At 68.9% G+C, this 16947-nt stretch carries 15 protein-coding genes; 10 read left to right on the top strand and 5 right to left on the bottom strand.

Features of this window, described 5'->3' with window-relative positions:
• Window positions 1–7: 7 nt before the first annotated feature.
• The 8 genes from scoE to OG798_RS03480 all read left to right on the top strand — a co-directional run bounded on the left by scoE (window position 8) and on the right by OG798_RS03480 (window position 10753).
• Window positions 8–898, top strand: coding sequence for a (3R)-3-[(carboxymethyl)amino]fatty acid oxygenase/decarboxylase (gene scoE, locus OG798_RS03515; protein ID WP_328756218.1), 891 nt, complete (start codon window positions 8–10; stop codon window positions 896–898).
• Entirely contained in the window at window positions 895–1422 is a 528-nt protein-coding gene (gene scoD / locus OG798_RS03510; protein ID WP_328756216.1) for a (2E)-enoyl-ACP glycyltransferase, read from the top strand. The genes scoE and scoD overlap by 4 nt, the downstream gene beginning before the upstream one ends.
• A gap of 49 nt (window positions 1423–1471) precedes the next feature.
• On the top strand, window positions 1472–3034 hold the full coding sequence (locus tag OG798_RS03505) for a fatty acid--CoA ligase (protein WP_267060343.1): 1563 nt from the start codon (window positions 1472–1474) through the stop codon (window positions 3032–3034).
• Between the two features lie 32 nt (window positions 3035–3066).
• Complete coding sequence (locus OG798_RS03500; RefSeq protein WP_267060342.1) at window positions 3067–3324, top strand: phosphopantetheine-binding protein; 258 nt, start codon at window positions 3067–3069, stop codon at window positions 3322–3324.
• Entirely contained in the window at window positions 3311–7678 is a 4368-nt protein-coding gene (locus OG798_RS03495; protein ID WP_443053703.1) for an amino acid adenylation domain-containing protein, read from the top strand. The genes OG798_RS03500 and OG798_RS03495 overlap by 14 nt, the downstream gene beginning before the upstream one ends.
• Before the next feature lie 90 nt (window positions 7679–7768).
• Complete coding sequence (locus tag OG798_RS03490; protein WP_097227147.1) at window positions 7769–8812, top strand: ABC transporter substrate-binding protein; 1044 nt, start codon at window positions 7769–7771, stop codon at window positions 8810–8812.
• 98 nt (window positions 8813–8910) lie between these two features.
• The gene (locus tag OG798_RS03485) at window positions 8911–9885 is read left to right on the top strand and encodes a FecCD family ABC transporter permease (RefSeq protein ID WP_121418699.1); all 975 of its coding nucleotides are present in this window, start codon (window positions 8911–8913) and stop codon (window positions 9883–9885) included.
• Between the two features lie 55 nt (window positions 9886–9940).
• On the top strand, window positions 9941–10753 hold the full coding sequence (locus OG798_RS03480) for an ABC transporter ATP-binding protein (protein ID WP_095857116.1): 813 nt from the start codon (window positions 9941–9943) through the stop codon (window positions 10751–10753).
• A gap of 7 nt (window positions 10754–10760) precedes the next feature.
• Here the strand turns inward: OG798_RS03480 and OG798_RS03475 are convergent, their stop codons facing one another.
• Window positions 10761–11357, bottom strand: coding sequence for a DJ-1/PfpI family protein (locus OG798_RS03475; protein WP_328756215.1), 597 nt, complete (start codon window positions 11355–11357; stop codon window positions 10761–10763).
• 15 nt (window positions 11358–11372) lie between these two features.
• On the bottom strand, window positions 11373–11591 hold the full coding sequence (locus OG798_RS03470; RefSeq protein ID WP_328756214.1) for a hypothetical protein: 219 nt from the start codon (window positions 11589–11591) through the stop codon (window positions 11373–11375).
• 416 nt (window positions 11592–12007) lie between these two features.
• Here OG798_RS03470 and OG798_RS03465 point away from each other — a divergent pair, with 416 nt between their 5' ends.
• On the top strand, window positions 12008–13366 hold the full coding sequence (locus tag OG798_RS03465) for a lactate racemase domain-containing protein (protein ID WP_443053702.1): 1359 nt from the start codon (window positions 12008–12010) through the stop codon (window positions 13364–13366).
• Window positions 13367–13458: 92 nt separating this feature from the next.
• On the top strand, window positions 13459–14064 hold the full coding sequence (locus tag OG798_RS03460) for a lysophospholipid acyltransferase family protein (RefSeq protein ID WP_328756212.1): 606 nt from the start codon (window positions 13459–13461) through the stop codon (window positions 14062–14064).
• Between the two features lie 274 nt (window positions 14065–14338).
• Here the strand turns inward: OG798_RS03460 and OG798_RS03455 are convergent, their stop codons facing one another.
• The 3 genes from OG798_RS03455 to OG798_RS03445 are packed head-to-tail and all read right to left on the bottom strand — an operon-like array spanning window position 14339 to window position 16760.
• A complete protein-coding gene (locus OG798_RS03455) occupies window positions 14339–14704 on the bottom strand; it encodes an STAS domain-containing protein (RefSeq protein WP_121417892.1) in 366 nt (121 codons plus the stop codon).
• Complete coding sequence (locus tag OG798_RS03450) at window positions 14701–15954, bottom strand: SpoIIE family protein phosphatase (RefSeq protein WP_121417894.1); 1254 nt, start codon at window positions 15952–15954, stop codon at window positions 14701–14703. Before OG798_RS03450 ends, OG798_RS03455 begins: the two co-directional genes overlap by 4 nt.
• Entirely contained in the window at window positions 15951–16760 is an 810-nt protein-coding gene (locus OG798_RS03445) for an alpha/beta fold hydrolase (protein WP_328756211.1), read from the bottom strand. The genes OG798_RS03450 and OG798_RS03445 overlap by 4 nt, the downstream gene beginning before the upstream one ends.
• Between the last annotated feature and the right edge of the window lie 187 nt (window positions 16761–16947).

The raw sequence follows: 16947 nt of genomic DNA, 5'->3' as shown, positions 1-16947 counted from the left end.
AGCACCCATGCGGATCAATGAGCAGCCCGGCACCGCGATTGGCGCGACGGTCGAGGGCTTCGACCACGCCACCGCCTCGGCCGCCGACATCGACGCGCTCAAAAGCACCGTCTACACCAAGAAGATCGCCGTGCTGAAGGACCAGGACCTCTCTCCACAGGAGTTCCTCGAACTCGGCAAGCGGCTGGGCCGCCCGGAGACCTACTACGAGCCGATGTACCACCACCCGGAGGTCACGGAGATATTCGTCTCGTCCAACGTGCCGGAGAACGGAAAGCAGATAGGCGTACCGATGACGGGCAAGTTCTGGCACGCCGACTACCAGTTCATGCCGGACCCCTTCGGAATCACCCTGATCTACCCTCAGGTCATTCCCGAGAAGAACCGCGGCACGTATTTCATCGACATGGGGCGGGCGTACGGCAGGCTGCCCGAGGAACTCAAGAAAGAGATCGGCGAAACGTACTGCCGGCACTCGGTGCGCAAGTACTTCAAGATCCGGCCCCACGACGTCTACCGGCCGATCTCCGAGATCATCGAAGAGGTCGAGCGGAAGACCCCGGCCGTCCTCCAACCGACCACGTTCACCCACCCCATGACCGGGGAGACGGTGCTCTACATCAGCGAGGGCTTCACCGTCGGCATCGAGGACCAGAACGGCAAGCCGCTCGACGACGAGCTGCTGGGGCGCCTGTTCGAAGCCACCGGCCAGCTCGACGAGACCTGCGAGCACGACAACATCCACCTGCAGGGCTTCGAACAGGGCGACCTGCTGGTCTGGGACAACCGCAGCCTCATCCACCGCGCCCGGCACACGACCACCCCCGAGCCGACCGTCTCCTACCGCGTCACCGTGCACGACGAGCGCAAGCTCCACGACGGGATCAAGGCAGCATGACGGCTCCCTCCGTGGCCCAGCACCCCACGGACGAGGACCTGTTGGCGCAGGTTCTGGTGCCCTACAAGGACCACTGCAAATACCTGCGCTCGGCCGTCGTGACCGAGAGCGACGCCGGACGAGCCGTCGTCCGCTGCGATTTCGCGATTCCGGAGTCGTGCTACATCGACGACACCGGGCACCTGAATTCCGTCGAGGTGAACATCTGCTACAACCAGATGATGTATTACCTCGTCGCCAAGTCCGTGAAGGAAGGGCTGGGCACAGTGTTCGAATCCTGGACACTGGACGACTTCTGGAAGCACCAGCTCCCGGACATCCTGATCGCCCGCTTCGCCTCCACTTTCCGGCGACCCGTCAACCCCCGTGCATTCTCCGGGGAGATGGAAATCCAGTCCGTCACCCGGCGCGCCCCGGCAGGCGGCAGCCCGTTCCTCCACGTCGAGACCGCCTTCCGCTACTGGGACGCCGACTCGGGCCGGTGCGACGGCGAGGCGATCCTGGCGTTCGTCAACGTCCCCTGACGCGCCCTCCGCAACCCCACCCAGCGGCAAGAGAGGACGGAGACCCTCCATGGCCATGGACAGGCTCCACCACCCGGAGCTCCAGACGCTCGTCCAGACCGCGAGCTTCCACGCACAGCAACAACCCACGACGCCCGCGATTCTCTTCGAGGGCCGCACGGTGACGTACGACCAACTGCATCGCGAGAGCAACCGCATCGCCCACGCCATCCAGGCCGCCGGACGCACGCCGGGCGACCGGGTCGCGTACCTCGGCAAGGAGTCCGAGCACTACTACGAGATCCTCTTCGGCTGCGCCAAGAGCGGCACCGTGCTCGTCCCCGTCAACTGGCGGCTGACCGCGCCCGAGGTCAGCCACATCCTGAGGGACTCCGGGACCCGACTGCTCTTCCTGGAGGAGGAGTTCGGGCCGATCGTCGAGAGGATGCCGACCGCGCCCCCCGACACGGTCGTCGAGCTCGGAGAGCCCTTCGCCGTCTGGAAGGCATCCCATCCCGACACCGACCCGACAGTGCACATCACCCCCGACACCCCCGTCGCCCAGCTCTACACCAGCGGCACCACCGGACTGCCCAAGGGCGTCGTGCTCGCCCACCGCAGCTTCTTCGCGATCCGCGACGCGCTGGCGAGCGAGGGGCTGGACTGGATCGACTGGCGCCCCGGCGACATCGCGCTGATCGGCATCCCCGGATTCCACGTCGGCGGCCTGTGGTGGGCCACGCAGAACTTCAACGCCGGAACCACGATCGTCGCGATGCGGGCCTTCGCCGCACGCCAGGCCGTCGATCTCATCCGCGACCTCGGCATCACCACCGCCTGCGTCGTCCCGGCCATGCTCCGCATGATGCTGACCGAACCCGATGTCGGCGCCAAGGACTTCACCACCCTGCGCAAGACCGTCTACGGCGGTTCCCCCATCTCCGAGGCACTGCTGGAGGAGAGCCTCGCCGTCCTCGACTGCGAGTTCGCCCAGATCTACGGCCTCACCGAGACCGGCAACACCGCGGTCTGCCTGCCACCGACCGCCCATGTCCCCGGCGGTTCCCTCATGCAGGCGGCCGGGCGGCCGTATCCGGGAGTGGGCAGCAAGGTGATCGACGGCGAGGGGCGCGAACTGCCGCCGGGCGCGGTCGGGGAGGTCTGCCTGGCCACGCCGGCCCACATGGTCGAGTACTGGGGACTGCCCGACAAGACCGCCGAGACCCTCGTCGACGGCTGGATCCACACCGGGGACGCCGGATACATCGACGAGGACGGCTACATCTTCATCCGCGACCGCATCAAGGACGCCATCCTCGTCGCCGGCGAGAACGTCTACCCCGCGGAGATCGAGAACGTACTGGAGCACCACCCAGGCGTGGCGGAGGCCGTCGTCGTCGGCGCCCCCGACGAACGCTGGGGCGAGTACGTGCACGCCTTCGTCGTCCCCGCGCCCGGGCAACAGCCCAGCCCCCGGGACCTGCACACCTTCCTCGTCCCGCGGCTCGCGAGCTTCAAGCTGCCCGCCCGCTACGAGTTCATCGACAGCGTCCCGCGCAACCCCAGCGGAAAGATCCTGCGCCGAGAGCTGCGCGACCGCTTCTGGGGCGACTCCGCACGCAAGGTCAACTGACCTTCCACCAGGCTGGATTGAGAGAGAACGACATGCCTGCTCCCCTCACGCTGGAGGGCTTCCGCGCGGACCTGGCGGAGTTTCTGTACCAGCAGCCCGACGAAGTCGACCTCGAAGAGAACCCCATAGACGCCGGACTGGACTCCCTGCGGATCGTCACCCTCCTCGAACGGTGGCGGGAGACCGGCGCGCAGGTGACCTTCGTCGAACTCGCCGAGTGCACCTCGTTCGCCCAGTGGTGGCACCTGCTCTCCGCACAGCCGAGGGGAGCCGACCATGCAGACGCATGACAGCGACATGGATGACACAGCGCGGCGTCATCCGTATCCGTTGCTGGCCGCCCAGGAAGGGATCTGGACCGGCCAGCAGCTCGACCCGGACAGTCCCGCGTACAACACGGCCGAGTACGTGCTCATCGACGGACCGGTGGACACGGCCGTCTTCGACGAGGCCCTGCACCACGTCGTCGCGGAGACGGAGGCCCTGAATGTCGCCTTCGTCGTCGACGACCAGGGCCGCCCCTGGCAGACCGCCGCCCCGGCCGGCGACTGGCGCCTGCACACGGCCGACCTCACCACCGAGCTGAACCCGCACGCGGCGGCCCTGGCCTGGATGGGCGAGGACATGGCCCGCCCCGTCGACCTCGCGCGCGGCCCCGTCTTCGGCCACGCCCTGCTGCGCACCGCACCGGAGCAGTACCTCTGGTACCACCGCGTGCACCACATCGCCCTCGACGGCTTCGGCCTGTCGCTGGTCGCCCGCCGGGTCGCCCAGGTCTACACGGCCCTGACGGCGGGCGAGCCGGTGGAGGACAGCGGTTTCGGCACCCTGGCCGCGGTGCGGGACGAGGAACGGGCCTACCGGGAGTCGCCCCGCTTCGCCAAGGCCCGCGCCTACTGGGCGGACCGGTTCGCGGACCGGCCGCCCGTGGCGACGCCCGCCGGCCGTACGGCCCTGCCCGCACACACGTTCCACCGGCGGGTGGCGGACCTCGACGCGACGGATACGCAGGCCCTGCGTGCCGTCGCCCAGGACCTGAAACTCACCTGGTCCGAGGTGCTGTTGGCCGTGACCACGGCCCAACTGCACCATGCGACCGGTGCACCGGAGATCGTCCTCAGCCTGCCGGCGATGGGACGCCTGGGCTCCGTATCGCTGCGCGTTCCCTGCATGGTGCGCAACATCCTGCCCCTGCGCGTCGCGGTCACCGCATCGGACAGCCTGCGCGACCTCGCGGCCCGGATCTCCCGCGAGCTCCGCGCCGGACTGCCGCACCAGCGCTACCGCTACGAACAACTGCGGCGCGACCTCAAGCTCGTCGGCGGACAGCGCCGACTGTCCGGTCCCGGCGTCAACATCATGCCCTTCGCGTACGACCTGCGGTTCGCCGGACACCGCAGCACGGTGCACAACGTCTCCGCGGGCCCCGTCGACGACCTGTCGGTCAACGTCTACGACCGTTCCGAGGGCGGGGGACTGCGCATCGCCGTGGACGCCAACCCCGACCTCTACGACGAGGCGGACGTCGCCGCACTCCAGGAGGGACTGCTCTCCCTGCTCAGGGAGGCCGTCGCCGCCCCCGACCGGGCGCTCGGCGACCTGCGTGCGCGCGAACCCGTGCCGGTTCTGGACGGTGGGCCGCTGCCCGGCCCCGTCCGCCCGGTCCTCGGCCTGATCGCTGACCACGCCGCCCGGCGAGGCGGCTTTGTCGCCGTCGAGCACGACGGCGACAGCATCACGTATGCCCAACTCTTCGGGTCGGCACGTGCACTCGCCCGGCGACTGGCTGCCCGCCGGGTCGGCCGCGGCGACCTGGTGGCCGTCGCCCTGCCGCGCGGCATCGACGCGATCACCGCCGTCCTCGGCGTCCTGCTCTCCGGTGCCGCCTACTGTCCGCTCGATCCGACGGCGCCCCACGCTCGCAGGGCGGAACTGCTGGACGGCGCCCGACCGGTCCTGGTCCTCACCACAAGCGCCTACGCCGACGACTTCGGGGACCGGGTCGTCCTGCGATACGAGGAGCCGGAACCCGAGTCCGGAGCGGCCCAGCCGACGACACCGACGACGACGCAGGAGGACCTCGCCTACGTCCTCCACACCTCGGGCTCCACGGGGCGCCCCAAGGGGGTCGAGATCGGCCACCGCGCCCTCGCGCACTTCGTCGCGGGCGCCACGCACCGCTACGGCCTTCACCACCGGGACCGCGTCCTGCAGTTCGCCCCTCTGCACTTCGACACCAGTGTCGAGGAAATCTTCCTCACGCTGTGCGCGGGCGCCACGCTCGTCGTCCGCAGCGACGACATGACCGAGTCGGTCCCCGGGTTCCTGGAGGCCTGTGCCCGGCTGCGGATCAGCTTCCTCGACCTGCCCACGGCGTACTGGCACGAACTGGCCTACGCCGTCTCGACAGGCGCCGTCAGTCTGCCCGCCGAGGTCCGCACCGTCGTCATCGGCGGCGAGGCGGCCCACCCCGAACGGGTCGACCGCTGGCGCAAGGCCGTCGGCACAACGGTTCGGCTGCTGAACACCTACGGCCCGACCGAGGCCACCGTGGTCGCCACCGTCGCCGACCTCCACGACCCCTCGCTCGCCCCGGGCGACGTCCCCATCGGGCTGCCGCTACCCGGCACCCGAGCCGCGGTGGTCGACGGCGAACTCCACCTCCTGGGCGACAACCTGGCCCTCGGCTACCGCGGAGACCGACCACCGGGCATCTCCCGTTTCACCCCTCTCGACCAGCTCCCCGGAGCGCCCCGCGCCTACCGCACAGGCGACCTCGTACGGATCGGCGACGACGGGCAACTGCGCTACCTGGGCCGGTCGGACACCGAGTTCAAGATCAGCGGGCACCGTGTGCACCCGGCCGAGATCGAGGGCGCCCTCCTCGGTCACCCGGGAGTCCGTGGCGCGGCTGTCGTGGGGCAGGTGCTGGGGGACGGGACGCGGCGCCTGGTCGCGTACGTCGTCCCGGACGGGACCGCCCCGGCCGTGGCGGGGATCCGCGACCACCTTCGGGAGACGCTGCCCGCGGCGATGATCCCGTCGGCCGTCGAGTTCCGTGACCACCTGCCCCGGACGAGCTCAGGGAAGATCGACAGGAACGCGCTCGCCACGACGGCCACCGGCCTCGATGTGTGGGCGGCCTCTTCCGACAGCACACTCGAGCGCACCATCGTCGCCATGTGGCAGCAGGTGCTCGGCGTGGCCGCCGTGTCCGCGCGGGACGATGTGTTCGACCTGGGCGCCCACTCGCTCCAGGCCATCCAGGTCGCCAATCGTCTCGGCGTCGAACTGCGCCGTGACGTGAAGGTCGCCTGGCTCTTCCAACACCCGACCCCCGCCGAGTTGGCGAGGTTCCTGGAGCAACGGGAGCGGCCTCGACCGGCCGCTGACGGCCTTCCGGCGGCCCTGCTCGCCGACACCGTCCTCGATCAGGACATCCGCCCCGGCGACGGTCGCCGGGCGAGCGGCACACCGGACAGAATCCTGCTCACCGGCGCCACCGGCTTCGTCGGCGTACATCTGCTGGCCGAACTCCTGACGAGCACCTGCGCGGAGGTCGTCTGCACCGTCCGCGCCGCGAGCCCCGCCGAGGCCACCGCCCGTATCCACCAGGCCCTGGAAACCCACCTGATCCCCCTCCCGGACGCGGCGCGCCGACGCATCACGGCGATCCCCGCGGACCTCGCTCACCCCCGCATCGGCCTGGACGAGGGCCTCTTCACCGAACTCGCCCGCACCTGCGGCGCGATCTTCCACAACGCGGCGACCGTCAGCATCATGCGCGAGTACGCCACCCTCCGCGCCGCCAACACCGAGTCCACCCGGGACCTGCTGCGCATGGCGGCCGCGCGCTCGACCCCCCTGCACTTCGTGTCGACCCTCTCCGTCGCCCCGCCCCTCGCCCTCGCCCCGGAGGTACCGGAGGCGTTCCTCCCGGCCCATCCCGGACTGCGCTACGGCTACCAGCAGTCGAAGTGGGCGGCCGAGCGCCTGCTGGAACAGGCCGCGGAGAGAGGCCTGCCGGTCACCGTGCACCGGCTCGGCCGGATCGTCGGCCCGTACGCCACCGGATACGTGAACGAGCGGGACTTCCTCTGGAGCGTGCTGCGCGCGGGGGTTCCCGCCGGCATCGTTCCCGACCTGTTCGAGGAGGAGATCTGGACAACGGTCGACCACGCCGCCCAAGCCCTCGTCCACCTCTGCCTCGGACAGCCCGAGCCGGGCGCGACCGTCTTCAACCACGGCACCGGCGAGCTGTTGAGGCTGAGTGACGTGTACGCCTGGCTGGAGGAGTACGGCTACCCGCTGCGGCGTATGCCGCTGGCCCGGTGGCGTGCCGAACTGCCCCGCTCGTCCGGCGACTCCGGTGACTCTGGTGGGTTCGGTGGGTCCGGCGTGGCGGCGACCACGCTCGCCTTCTTCGACTCCTGGGACGCGGACACCGGCGACGCGACCGGGCCCGACCTGCGCCTGGGCCGTGTCCGCGCCGACAACGTCGTGAACGGTCTGCGCGACAGCGGCATCACCTGCCCGCCCGTCGACCGCGACCTCGTCTTCCGCTACCTCGACCACTGCGTCACCACCGGAACCCTGCCCGCCCCAGCCGGGAAACAGTTCCATCCCGCCACGCCCGCAAGGTAGTTGGGAATGTCCGGGAACTCAGGGGCTCCACCCCCCGACTACTGCAACAGAACCCGACGCCTCACGAGCACCCCGCAACAAGGAGCCAGCATGTCGAATAAACGGCCGGTCGCCGTCGCCCTGGCCGGCGCCCTCTGTCTGGTCACGACGGCATGCGCCGACTCGTCGACCGACAAGGGCGCCGCCACCGGCGGCAAGGCATCCGCGGCGGCTGCGAAGTCCGGCTACCCGGTGACCCTCGAGAACTGTGGGGTGTCCGAGAAGTTCACCAAGGAGCCCAGCCGGGTGGTCGTGATGAACGGCGCCTCGGTGGCCGAGGTCTCCACGCTGCTCTCCCTCGGCGTCGGCGATCGCATCGTCGCCAACCAGCAGAGCTACGGGATGTCCGAGGTGGCGGGTCGCGCCAAGGCCATCAAGGCCCTGCCGACCGGCGACGTCAAGCTCAACGACGCGTACGACGTCCCGCGCGAGGCGATGATCGGGCTGCGGCCCGACCTGGTGCTGTCCACGACTTCGTACGGCTTCGACGAGAAGAACGGCTTCGCCACCCGCGACCAGCTCAAGCAGGTGGGCGCGGGCACCTACGTCTCCCCACAGGGCTGCGACCAGGACACCTCCAAGATGACCATCGCCGACAGCTACACGCTGCTGCGCGACATGGGCAAGATCTTCAACGTCGGCGACCGCGCAGAGAAGCTGATCGCCGCGTCGGAGAAGAACATCGCCGACGTCTCCGCGAAGGTGCAGGGCGAGAAGCAGCCCAAGGTCATGATCCTGTTCTCCAACATGGCCATGGGCGGCAACGACTTCAGCTCGGTCGTCGCCAAGGGCATCTACAACGACATCCTCGCCAAGGCCGGCGGCAGCAACGCCTTCGCGTCGGCATCCAAGACCTCCTTCGCCGACCTGAGCAAGGAGAAGGTGGCCGCCACCGACGTCGACGCGCTCGTCGTCATCGGCTACAACGACCCGAACCCGGCGGCCTACGCCAAGAAACTGCTGAAGGAGTTCCCCCAGTGGCCGGCCGCGAAGAACAACAAGTACGTGGCTCTGTCCGACTCGATGTACCTCGGCCCCAGCAACGACCTGGCCGTCGAGAAGGTCGCCAAGATGCTGCACCCCGACAAGTTCTGAGCCCGAGCCCGAGCCCGAGCCCGAGCCCGAGTCCGATTCCGAGCCGCCTGCGGCTGCCGCTCATGGTCGCCGGCCTGCTGGTCGTCCTCGTGGCCGTGATGGTGGTGGCGGTGAGCATCGGTGCCGTGAACATCCCGGTGACGGATGTGTGGGGGATCCTCCTGCACCATGTCACCGGCCGGGGAGCCACCGGTGACCCGGCGCTGGACCAGATCGTGTGGACCTTCCGGGCACCCCGCGTCGCCCTGGCCGCTCTGGTCGGCGCGGGCCTCGCCGTCGCCGGGGCGGTGCTCCAGACCCTGGTCTCCAACCCGCTCGCCGATCCCGTCGTCCTGGGCTTCTCCTACGGTGCCTCCCTGGGCGCCGTACTGGTCATCACCCTGGGCGGTGTCGCGCTCGGCGGGCTGGGCGGTCTCGGCGTGTCCGGCGCGGCGTTCGTCGGCGCCCTCGCGGCCGGGGCCCTGGTCTTCGCCCTGGGACAACGTCAGGGCCGACTGGCCCCGACCCGGCTGGTGCTGGCGGGGGTCGCGGTCGGCTATGTCCTGCTGTCGATCACGAGCTTCGTCCAGTTGCTGGCGACGCCCACCGAACTGCGGACCGTGATGTTCTGGATGCTCGGCAGCGTCGCCGGCGCCCAGTGGAGCCAACTGCCCACGGTCGCGGTGGTGGTCCTGACGAGCACCGTCGTGCTGACCCTGTTCGGCCGTCGCCTCAACGCCCTGCTGGCCGGCGACGAGTCCGCGACCGCGCTCGGCGTGGACGTCAACCGGCTGCGCGCCGTCCTGCTGGTGATCAGCGCGCTGCTCACCGGCACCGTCATCGCCGTTGCGGGCGGCGTCGGCTTCGTCGGCCTGATGATCCCCCACCTGGTCCGCCTCACCACCGGCGCGGACCACCGCAGACTACTGCCCCTGACCGCACTCCTGGGCGCCATCTACCTGGTCCTCGTCGACCTGCTCTCCCGCACCGTCAACCGCCCCAACGAACTGCCGCTGGGCATCCTCACCGCGCTGCTCGGCGCCCCCTTCTTCCTGTGGCTGCTGCGCCGCAACAAGGGCCTGGAAACCGTATGACGGGCTGGACACCGCATGGAGGGCCTGGACACCGTATGAAGAGCCTGGACGGCATATGAAACTGACCGTGGACCAGCTCCACATCACCCTGGACCGCAAGCAGATCCTCCGCGATGTGCACCTGGAGGCCGCCAAGGGCGACATCGTCGGGCTCGTGGGCCCCAACGGCAGCGGCAAGTCCACCCTGCTCCGCACGGTCTACCGCTCGCTGCGGCCGGTCGACGGCGTGGTCAGGGTGGGCGGCGACGACGTATGGGAACTGTCCGCGCGCACCGCCGCCCGCCGCACGGCGGCCGTCCTCCAGGATGCCGGCACCACGACCGGCCTGACCGTGACCGAGATCGTAGCCCTGGGGCGCACGCCTCACCACGGTCTGATGGGCCGGGACGGCGCCGAGGACCGCGAGGCCGTGACCGAGGCGGTCGAGCGCTGCGGTGTCGGCCCCTTCGCGGGCCGCGACTACGCCACCCTCTCCGGCGGCGAACGCCAGCGCGTCCTGCTGGCTCGCGCCCTCGCCCAACGACCCCGGCTCCTGGTCCTGGACGAACTCACCAACCACCTCGACATCCGCGCCCGCTTCGAGCTCCTGGACCTGATCCGCAGCACCGGGATCACCACCCTGGCGGTCCTGCACGATCTCGACCTGGCCGCCCGGCTCTGCGACCACCTCGTCGTGCTCCACGAAGGCGCGGTGGTGGCGGCGGGACCCGTGCTGGAGGTCCTGACACCGGACCTCCTGTGCGACGTCTTCGGCGTACGGGGCGCTACGGAACGACACCCCGACGGCGTCGTCCGTATCACGTATGCCGCCCAGCCACTCGCCTTCGCCCAGGAGCCCGCGCCCGAGCCCGAGCCTGCGGAGCGGTGACGCCCCGTCACGCGCGGGGCGGCTCGTACTGGATTCCGTTCCGGGTCAGCTCGCTCTCGTCGGCCCCGCCGAAACGGCCGACGAGATGCAGCGCCATGTCGATCCCGGCCGACACGCCGGCGGAGGTGACGATGTCGCCGTCATCGACGAACCGCTGCCCGGCGCGTAGGTCGACCGAACTGTCGATCTTCGCGAGCTTGTCGAGGTAGTCCCGGTGGGTGGTGGCCGGCCGGTCCGCCAGCAGACCGGCGGCCGCGAGGACGAGCGAGCCGGTGCACACGCTCGCCAGGACCGTTCCCTGCCGGTGCAGTTCGCTCAGCCAGGCCAGGTGCGGCTCGCTCTTCACCAGGGAGCGGGTGCCGTCACCTCCGGGATGGACCAGCAGATCGAGCGGCGGTGCCGTGGTGAGGTCGTGATCCGCGACGAGGCCGAGCCCCTTGGCACACCGCACCACACCCGCCCGGGGCCCAAGGGTCAGGACCCGCACCGGAGACGACGCGATGTGGGCGGCCCAGAACCCCAGTACCTCCCAAGGACCGGCGACGTCGAGTTCCTCGGCGCCCTCGAAGAGGAGGACGCCGATGGTCAGGGTGTCGTCGTTCACGGAGCAGTGCCGGCGTCAGGCCGACGTCACCGTGAGCCGGTCCAGGGCGCCGGCCTTGGCCTGGGCGACGAGGTCGGCGAACTGCTCCTCACTCATCTGCACCTGCTGTCCGAAGTCGTCGGTGATGCCGACCCGCTTGTCCTCGGGAGCATCCGGGTCCAGGAAGAGCTGGGGGCAACCGCAGTTGCAGTCGCCGCAGAAGGTCGCGATCGGTTCCGGGTTCACGTCAGCCATCTGTGCCACCTCGTCGCTTCCGCCGCGCCGGACGGTCCGGCACGTCAACGATGCCCAGCGCGCGGCTGACGACAAACGGGCTCAACACATGAGAAGAACCACGCCAGTTGGCGGGAACTGGCCGCGACTGCCGAACGACTCACGCAGTGGGCGGGTTCTGCGACAGGGCACTCGTGCGGGCCGGGAGATCACGACCGTACGGCGGAAAGTATCTCCCTGCACACGTCGGCGGCCCGCCCGGTCGCGTCGACGTTCCTCCCGTGGATCCGATGCTCACCGATGTGTGCCCTCCGCCCGGTTGGACCCCTTGAGCAAGCACCCAGCCCCTGTGCCGTCAACCCGGAAAGGCGGCACCTTCATGTGCGCTGCTCCATCCCCACGGTATCGAGCCTTTGCCGGAACTCCTCGTGCCAGGCATGCGACTGAGCATCGTCTTCGACGACGTATCGCTCCCACTGCCGTCCATGTGCCGCCCCGATGTTCGTGGGCGCGTCATCGAGCAGGTCCTGGAACTCGCTGCCCAGCGGGGAGTGGAGGACATCGAGCTGATCGCGGCCAATGCACTGCATCGCAGGATGACCCCCGCCGAGCTCAAGCACGTGGTGGGCGAGCGGGTCTTCCGAGCATTCTTCCCGGACCGTCTGCGCAACCACGACGCCGAAGATCACGACAACCTGACCCACTTGGGGCTGACAGGGGCAGAAGAGGACGTCGAGATCAACCGAAGGGCCGCCGAGAGCGACCTTCTGGTGTACGTCAACGTCAATCTGATCGCGTTGAACGGTGGCCCCAACTCAGTCGCCGTAGGACTGGCCAGCTACCGCAGCCTGCGTCACCACCACAACACCCACACTCTTCGACACTCCCGCTCGTTCAACGACCCCGCCAACTCTGCGCTGCACCACTCCTTCCACCGCATGCACGACGTGATCGGCGGACACCTCAAGATCTTCACGGTCGAAACCACTGTCAACGGCGACTCCTTCCCCTCGGCCATGGGCTTCCTCAGCAAGCACGAATGGGAGTGGAACCTCGCCGACAAGGTTGGCTTCCTCGGAGTCCGCCACGGCATCCGCGCCATGCCGCCCACTGTCCGGCGGCACGTACTCAACGCCATCAAGGCACCGTACGGTGTGACGGGGGTCAACGCGGGCACACCGAGTGCAGTGCATCCAGTCACCCTGGAGAACGTGCACCGTCAGCAGGTCACCCAGATCAATGGCCAAGCGGACATCGGCGTGTTCGGGGTTCCCTACGTGGGTCCCTACAACGTCAACTCGATCATGAATCCGGTGTTGGCGATGTGCATGGCGCTGGGGTACCTCTTCAACTTCTATCTCAACAAGCCCATCGTGCGGCAGGGCGGCGTCGGGATCTTCTACCACCCGCTGCCGAACGCCTTCCATCCGGTGCACCACCCGAGCTATATCGACTTCTTCGAAGAGGTGCTCTCCGTCACCACGGACCCCGCCCAGATGGAGGCCAAGTTCGAGGCGGAGTTCGCCCACGACCCCTGGTACATCCACCTCTACCGCACCAGCCATGCCTTTCACGGCGTGCACCCGTTCTACATGTGGTACTGGGGAGCGCACGCGATGCAGCACCTGGGAGATGTCACCTTCGTCGGAGCCGACAAGAAGACCGCGGACCGCCTGGGGTTCCGCGCGGCTCCTGACCTGTCGTCCGCGCTGGAGATCGCCTCGCACACCGTGGGTTCCAGTCCGAGCATCACCTGTCTCCACACCCCGCCCATCACCATGGCGGACGTGCGGTGAACGTCTCGGCCACGGATGGTGCGCCGCTGTTTCCCACGGCGTGGGCCCGAACAGCACCGGCCAGGCTCCTGCGTGGGACGATGCACCAAACTGTGCTCAAGCCCTACGTGTGGGCGTGCGCCCGCCCCCGCGTCGAAGGCAGGGAAAACCTGGAGTCGCTGAGCGGCCCCGCGGTGTTCGTGGCGAACCACGCCAGCCATCTCGACACCCCACTGATCTTTGGCGCTTTGCCTCGACCCGTCGCATCGCGGCTGGCGGTCGGTGCCGCCGCCGATTACTTCTTCACGTCGACCATGACCGGAATGAGCACGGCTCTGTTGTTCAACGCGTTCCCCGTGCAACGGAGTGGGACCCGCCGACGCGGGCGCAGCGTCGCCTTGAGCCTCCTCGACGAGGGCTGGAACGTGCTGCTGTATCCCGAGGGCACCCGATCTTTGGACGGGAGTCTCGGTGCGTTCAAGAGCGGCGCTGCCAGGCTGTGCTTGGAAGCGGGGGTTCCGGCCTTGCCCGTCGGGCTGTACGGCACGCACGCCGTGATACCCCGTGGCAGAAGGCTTCCTGTTCGAAGCAGAACGAGGGTCTGCGTCCGATTCGGGCAGCCGATCGCCCCCGAAGCCGGCGAGACGAGCCACGGGTTGCGTGACCGTATGAGGCGACGCGTCAACGAGCTGGCGGCCGACTGGATCCTGGCCCGCTGAGTGCGAGGACAGCATGGCGCAGGCCGAGTTCATCCGTGTTCCACGAGATGCCTTGCCGCTGCTTCAGGCGGTTGACGCATCGACCCGCGAAGGGATAGCTGTGCCCTTCTGGTTCGGATCGAAAGCCACGGTGTGGCCACCGGATCCGGGATCCCTGGGCTGCACCGTCACAGTCGCCGGCCCCTGGCTGGTGTAGGCGGGTTGGCCGCTCGTCGCGGTCGTGCTCGTGGTGGCCGTTGTGCTGCGCCGCGACGTATGAAGCCGCGGCATGCGCTCATTCAGGGGTGGGAGTGGGTGGTGTCCAGGCTGCTGCGGCTGCTTGCGCGGTGGGGTGGGTGGGGAAGACCTGGTCCAGCCCGACGATGTGGAGCATTCGGCTGACGCGGTCGGGGACCGCTGCCAGAGCGATGTCTGCCTGGGCGGCGAGAGCGTGATTGCGGGCAGCGATCAGGACGGTCATGCCGCTGGAGTCGCAGAAGGTGATGCCCGTCAGGTCGATGACTAGCTGCTGGCCTGGCTGGAGTGTCAGGCGGGGCAGGAGCGTACGTACGTCGGGGGCGCTGTCGTTGTCGAGTTCTCCGGACAGTTCGATGACGGGCCCGGAGGGGGTGGCGCGGGTGTGGACGGTCAGCTGGGTCACGGCTGCTCTTCACTGGTGGGCCGGGGCACGCTGATGGCGAGCACGGCGGTGTCGTCGTCCACTCCGGTGCCGAGTGTGTCGAGCAGGTCACGGACCGCGGCGACGGCGTCGGAGGCGGTCGTCGGTGCCAGGGCTTGGGCGAAGTCGAGGAGAGCGTCGTCACCGTAGCGGTCGCCGTCGGTGATCTGAGCGGTGTGTGCTTCGGTGAGGCCGTCCGTGTGGAGCAGCAGGGTGTCGCCGAGGTCCAGGCGGACGGTGGTGGTGGCGATGTGGGCGTCCGGCAGGGCACCGATGAGCTGCCCGCCGGGGGTGGGCAGGTAGTCGGCACTGCCGTCGGCCCGCATGAGCAGGGCAGGGGGGTGGCCGCCGCTGGCCAGGGTGACACGGAAGCCGCCTCGGTCGGTGTCGGGGACGAGCAGTCCGAAGACAACCGTGCAGAACCGCGGGTCCTGGCCGTTGTATTCGTGGTTGAGAACCGTGTTGAGGTTGCTCAGGACGGCGACCGGGTCGGGGTCGTAGACGGCGGCGGCGCGCAGCGTGTAACGGGCCAGGGAGGTGACGGCCGCTGCGGCCGCGCCCTTGCCGCACACGTCGCCCAGGAACAGTCCCCACGTTCCGGAGGCGAGAGGGAACAGGTCGTAGAAATCGCCGCCGACCTTGTCGGTTGAGGCGATGTGGTAGTGCGCGGCCACATCCAAGCCGGGCACATTCACCAGGGTCGGAGGCAGGAGGGTCCGTTGCAGGGTGGCGTTGAGGCGTTTGAGTTCCTCGCGTTCGCGTTCTGCTTCCTGACGGGCGCGCAGCAGCTCCGTTTCGTAGGCGCGGCGGTCGCGGGCGTCGAAGACGGTGGTACGGATCAGGAGTGGCTGCCCGTCGCTGCCGGTCTTGACCGTGGAGGTCACCAGTACCGGCAGACGGCTGCCGTCGGCCGTCTTGAGTTCCAGAGCGATTCCGCTGACCTCTCCCTGCATGCGCAGCAGCGGAGCGAAGTGCGTCTCGTGGTAGAGCCGGCCTCCGACGGTGAGCAGGTCGGAGAACGTCTTGCGGCCCACCAGGTCGCCGCGTTGGTGGCCCAGCCAGTTGAGCAGCGTCGTGTTGATCTTCGCGATCGTGCCGTCCAGCAGGGTGGAGAGGTAGCCGCACGGCGCACTCTCGTACAGGTCTTCCGCGCTGTCTTCCAACAGTGCGGAGAACGCCGCGTGGTCGTCACGGTTCTCGCTGCCCCCGCCGTCAGTGGCCTTGCGCATCATCGGCCCGCTCCCACGAAGGCGATGATCGCGGCAGCCGTCTCCTCCGGGGCGGCGAGCTGGGGGCAGTGCCCGGTCGCGTTCAGCGTGACCAGGCGGCTGCCGGGGATCTGTGACTGCACGAAGGTGCCGACCTCCGGGGGCGCGATCGCGTCGCTGGAACACTGCGCGACCAAGGTGGGCACGGTGACCTTGGCGAGGTCGTCGCGGTTGTCGGACAGGAAGGTCACCCGGGCGAAGGTCCGGGCGATGTCCGGATCGGTCCGGCAGAAGCTGTTGGTGAGCTCCTCGCCCAGTTCGGGGCGCTCGGGATTACCCATGATCACCGGCGCCATGGCACCTGACCAGCCCAGATAGTTGGCATCCAGCGATTCCAGGAGCTCATCGATGTCCTCGGCACTGAACCCGCCCCGATAGCCGGCGGCCGGATCGTCGATGAAACACGGCGACGGGGCGAGCAGGACCAGACCGGCGAAGGCCTCCGGCTCCCGCGCCGCAGCCAGAACACCCATCATCGCGCTCACCGAATGCCCCACAAAGGTCACCGGCCCGAGCGACAGCTCACGGCAGATCTCCAGCACGTCATCGGCATATCCCTCCAGCGAGGAATAATGTTCCACGCTCCACGCCGAAAGATCGGAACGTCCCGCTCCCACGTGGTCGAAGAGCACCACGGTGAAGTCGCGCTCCAGAAGCGGTATCACCAGCCGCCACATGTTCTGGTCGCACCCGAACCCGTGCGCCAGCATCAGCACGGGGCGACCGGACTGGCCGGTCACCGTCACATGATTCCTGCTCCGCACCGTCATACGCCCATCCTCGCAGACGCCTCTACGGCCCCCCGTGACCGAGTGGCTTCAGCGGTGACGGGGCGCCGGATCAGGGCGCCGACGGTGCGCACGCCGTCGCGCCAGTTCTCAGCAGCACTCGACCGTCAACTCACCCGCACAGACGGTGAGTCACACCGTCACCCTTGACCAGGCGCGGACACGGGAC

This window comes from Streptomyces sp. NBC_00271, from assembly GCF_036178845.1.
GTDB lineage: Bacteria > Actinomycetota > Actinomycetes > Streptomycetales > Streptomycetaceae > Streptomyces.
The sequence above is the reverse complement of the archived record's forward strand: the minus strand, read 5'-3'. Positions and strand labels throughout refer to the sequence as shown.

What these genes read in the sequence shown, in the direction of transcription:
- scoE (WP_328756218.1), top strand. Translation starts at nt 8, where the DNA reads ATGCGGATCAATGAGCAGCCCGGCACCGCGATTGGCGCGACGGTCGAG.
- scoD (WP_328756216.1), top strand. Translation starts at nt 895, where the DNA reads ATGACGGCTCCCTCCGTGGCCCAGCACCCCACGGACGAGGACCTGTTG.
- OG798_RS03505 (WP_267060343.1), top strand. Translation starts at nt 1,472, where the DNA reads ATGGCCATGGACAGGCTCCACCACCCGGAGCTCCAGACGCTCGTCCAG.
- OG798_RS03500 (WP_267060342.1), top strand. Translation starts at nt 3,067, where the DNA reads ATGCCTGCTCCCCTCACGCTGGAGGGCTTCCGCGCGGACCTGGCGGAG.
- OG798_RS03495 (WP_443053703.1), top strand. Translation starts at nt 3,311, where the DNA reads ATGCAGACGCATGACAGCGACATGGATGACACAGCGCGGCGTCATCCG.
- OG798_RS03490 (WP_097227147.1), top strand. Translation starts at nt 7,769, where the DNA reads ATGTCGAATAAACGGCCGGTCGCCGTCGCCCTGGCCGGCGCCCTCTGT.
- OG798_RS03485 (WP_121418699.1), top strand. Translation starts at nt 8,911, where the DNA reads ATGGTGGTGGCGGTGAGCATCGGTGCCGTGAACATCCCGGTGACGGAT.
- OG798_RS03480 (WP_095857116.1), top strand. Translation starts at nt 9,941, where the DNA reads ATGAAACTGACCGTGGACCAGCTCCACATCACCCTGGACCGCAAGCAG.
- OG798_RS03470 (WP_328756214.1), bottom strand. Translation starts at nt 11,591, where the DNA reads ATGGCTGACGTGAACCCGGAACCGATCGCGACCTTCTGCGGCGACTGC.
- OG798_RS03465 (WP_443053702.1), top strand. Translation starts at nt 12,008, where the DNA reads ATGCGACTGAGCATCGTCTTCGACGACGTATCGCTCCCACTGCCGTCC.
- OG798_RS03450 (WP_121417894.1), bottom strand. Translation starts at nt 15,954, where the DNA reads ATGATGCGCAAGGCCACTGACGGCGGGGGCAGCGAGAACCGTGACGAC.
- OG798_RS03445 (WP_328756211.1), bottom strand. Translation starts at nt 16,760, where the DNA reads ATGACGGTGCGGAGCAGGAATCATGTGACGGTGACCGGCCAGTCCGGT.